This window comes from Candidatus Komeilibacteria bacterium CG_4_10_14_0_2_um_filter_37_10 (genome assembly GCA_002793075.1).
Taxonomy (GTDB): Bacteria; Patescibacteriota; Patescibacteriia; order UBA1558; family UBA1558; genus UM-FILTER-37-10.
This window is the reverse complement of record PFPO01000095.1, coordinates 1-3,359: the sequence shown is the minus strand read 5'-3', so window position 1 is coordinate 3,359 and position 3,359 is coordinate 1. Positions and strand designations below refer to the sequence as shown.

The 3,359-nt window shown below is 35.2% G+C and carries 3 protein-coding genes; all 3 read left to right on the top strand.

Going from position 1 to position 3,359, the window contains the following annotated elements:
• A partial coding sequence (locus tag COX77_04995) for a hypothetical protein (protein PIZ98309.1) occupies positions 1–439 on the top strand: 439 nt, incomplete at its 5' end.
• Between the two features lie 4 nt (positions 440–443).
• The gene (locus COX77_04990) at positions 444–1,886 is read left to right on the top strand and encodes a hydrogenase (protein ID PIZ98308.1); all 1,443 of its coding nucleotides are present in this window, start codon (positions 444–446) and stop codon (positions 1,884–1,886) included.
• A gap of 1 nt (position 1,887) precedes the next feature.
• The coding region (locus COX77_04985; GenBank protein PIZ98307.1) for an NADH-quinone oxidoreductase subunit F at positions 1,888–3,359 on the top strand (1,472 nt) is incomplete at its 3' end.

Sequence of the window (3,359 nt, the reverse complement as noted above, 5' to 3'; positions counted from 1 at the left end):
AGCGCCGGTATTTTTTATTAAATTAATTCGACAGCATGCATTAATGTTTTCTGTCAGCACTTATCTTAATACACCATTAACCTTAATAATTATTGCAACCTTGACTTTTTTTGCCCATTCCCCCAAATTCGCGCCGCTAACTGGTATTATCCAAGCTAATCAGGCCTTATTATCGCTTGCTCTGGCCTCAATGTTCCTTTCTCTTTTTTTAATTATTAACCGTAAGGGCGCTTTATCGCAAATTATTGGCATTCTTTCTTTGGAAAATAGCATTGTTGCTTTTACTATTTTTGCCGGTTTGGAACAATCTCTGATGCTACAATTTGGCATTATGTTTAATATTTTTATTTGGCTCATTATCGCTATCATATTCATATCTATGATTTATAGATACTTTGGGACGCTTAATGTAACGACAATGAATAATTTAAAAGATTAGAATTATGGAAATACTATTTATCATTATAACTTTAATAATTACTGCATTCCTAAACGCTTTCATCAAACGTAAATTGGTGATTGAATTTTTTTCTATTATCGCTTTTTCAGTCGCATTGTTTGAATCTGTTGTTATTGCTTTGAAAGTTTCCATTTCCGGTATTTATTCTCCATTTGTTTTTTTCTCTGTTGATTCACTAGGAGTGATTGTGATGCTTATTATTGCCTGTGTCGGATTTATTGCAACTATTTATTCCATCCAATATCTTCGTCAGGAAACAGCCAAGGGTATTATTGGTTTTACCAGAGTAAGGCAATATTTTGTTTTGTTAAATATTTTTATGACAGCAATGTTTTTGTCTATTACTGCCAACAATCCGGTATTCGCCTGGATTTTTATTGAAGCCACGACGCTTTCCACCGCTTTTCTTATCAGTTTTTACAATAAACCGTCAGCTATTGAGGCGGCCTGGAAATATTTGATTATCAATTCTATCGGTTTACTTCTGGGATTTTTTGGGACAATTTTATATTTTACTTCAGTTAGCTCACTTGGCGAAAACGGATTTGTTAGTTGGGAGTCACTTTTGGCCAATGCCACACACTTAGATCCATTAATTGCTAAAATAGCTTTTATTTTTGTATTGATTGGTTACGGCACCAAGGTTGGACTAGTGCCTATGCACACATGGAAACCTGATGCATATAGTAAAACACCCAATCCCATTGGGGCATTACTATCAGGTGCGCTTTTGCCAGTTGCATTTATAGTTATCTTAAAATTTAAAAATTTAACAGATATGGCTATTGGTCCACAATTTAGTCAGAATTTATTAATTATTTTTGGCACCTTATCCATTGCTGTGGCTTCTCTCATAATGTTCAATAATAAAAATTATAAGAGATTATTAGCTTACTCGAGTATTGAAAATGCTGGGGTAATGGCTCTCGGTTTTGGTTTTGGAGGATTGGCAATTTTTGCGACTACCCTGCATTTAATTTACCATTCATTGGTAAAAGGGGTTATGTTTTTTTCTTCCGGCAATTTATTACTCAAATATAATTCTGATAAAATAAATAATATTAAAGGAGCATTAGATGTTGTGCCATTTACAAGCATACTATTTATCGCCGGTTTTTTGATTGTAACAGGTGTTCCCCCATTTGGAATATTTCTAACCAAGATGCAGATTCTTTCCGTCGGCATAGAAATAAATCCGATAATTACCATTATGGCTCTATTTTTTATGACGCTTGTTTTTATCGGATTTTTAAAACATATTACCTCCATGTTTTTTAGCCAGAAACCTGAAGATATCGAGGTTGGCGAAGGTAATATTTGGTTAATTATTCCACCAATGATATTACTGATAATTATTATCGTTTTAAGTTTCTATATTCCACCATTTTTATTAACATTAATAAATGATGTTGTTTCTCACTACTAATATGATTAAAAAGAAAATAAAACGATTTATTCCAAAAGGTGCGCAGGTTGAATTTTATGATAACAGTGCTACTTTTGAAGTATCACCTTTAGAGATAAAGAAGGTTGCTCATGATTTATACGCTAATAAAAATCTTTCACTCAAGCTTATTACCGCGACCGATGAAAGAGAAGACAATGGTTATTTTAAAGTCTGGTACATTTTTGGCATGCCAAAAGAAAATTTATTTATCATCCCTTTTATTTTATTAAAGAATAAAACAGAATTTCCTTCAATCTCCCTTATGATTTATGAAGCATTAAACTACGAAAGAAAAATAAAAACATTTTTTGGTCTTGATCCAATCGGTTGCCATGATAAAAGACCAATCACTCTTCACGAAAATTGGCCAATAGATGTTTTTCCTTTAAGAAAAGATTATGATTGGCAAAAAAGACCTCAAATAGCTAGTGGCACTTATAGTTTTCAAGAAGTTAAAGGCGAGGGTATTTATGAAATTCCAGTTGGTCCCATTCACGCTGGCATTATTGAACCGGGACATTTCCGCTTTAGTGTTGCCGGAGAACGAATCGTGCTTTTGGAGCCACGGCTTGGCTATGCCCACAAAGGCAGTGAGAAATTATTTGAAGTGTTGCCGCTTAATGATAAAGTAAAATTATCAGAGAAAATTTCCGGTGATAGCTCATTTAGCCACTCACTCGCTTTTTGCCAGGTATTGGAAAAATTAAATGATACCGTAGTACCTTCGCGCGCGCGATACTTGCGAGTTATTTATGCCGAGTTAGAAAGATTAGCTAATCATTTTGGCGATATTGGGGCGATTATGATGGATACAGGGTTTAATTTTGGCGGAGCGGGAGGTGCGCGATTACGAGAAATGGTTATGCTAATAAACGAAAGAATTACCGGTAGTCGATTTTTACGGGGCGTAAATATAATTAGTGGTCTAACAAAAGATATTGATGACAGAGAAAAAAACAGGTTATTTTCAGAACTAAAAAACTTGAGTAAAGACTTTAGCGAAGTTATAGGAGTAGCTCTTAATAACACCTCGCTTTTAAATCGTCTAAAGGGTACGGGCGTACTCTCGGCAGAAATTGCTAGGAATCATGGTGTGATTGGAGTTGCTGGAAAAGCTGTTGGCATACTAAACGATGCTCGCATTGATTATCCGTATGCGGCCTATGACGAACTTTTGCTTGATGAAATTGTCACTGAGCAAGATGGGGATGCTTGCGCGCGATTCCTTGTCCGCATCAAAGAAGCACACGCATCAATTAAGATTATGGAAAACGCATTAGAAAAATTACCAAAAGGAGATATTAGTATACCAAGTCCTAATGTTGTCTTTAAGAAAAATACTTTTGCAATCTGCGTAGTAGAGGGATGGCGGGGGGAGATTGCCTATTTTGTCACCACAGACGAAAATGGAAGTATTAGTAGAGTTGTCCCTCGTGACCCTTCGTTGATTAA